Origin of the sequence: Pseudomonas sp. SIMBA_067 (genome assembly GCF_046534675.1) — a bacterium.
GTDB classification, from domain to species: Bacteria; Pseudomonadota; Gammaproteobacteria; order Pseudomonadales; family Pseudomonadaceae; genus Aquipseudomonas; species Aquipseudomonas putida.
This window is the reverse complement of sequence record NZ_JAWRYH010001368.1, coordinates 1-235: the sequence shown is the minus strand read 5'-3', so window position 1 is coordinate 235 and position 235 is coordinate 1. Positions and strand designations below refer to the sequence as shown.

Genomic DNA, 235 nt, shown 5'->3' with positions numbered 1-235 from the left:
ATATGAAAAAGCATACCCAGAGCTAGCAGCAGAATACAAACGCCGTACACATTCAGAATTACCAGCTGACTGGGCTGAAAAATCACAAGCGTACATTGAAGAGCTGCAAGCAAACCCAGCAAACCCAGCATCACGTAAAGCGTCGCAAAATGCATTAAACGCGTTTGGTCCGTTACTACCTGAATTTATGGGTGGCTCTGCCGATTTAGCGGGTTCAAACTTAACAATTTGGGAT

The 235-nt window shown here is 44.7% G+C and carries 1 pseudogene; it reads left to right on the top strand.

Features of this window, described 5'->3' with window-relative positions:
• A pseudogene (locus tag SB765_RS33825) lies at positions 1-235 on the top strand (transketolase); the annotation flags it as partial.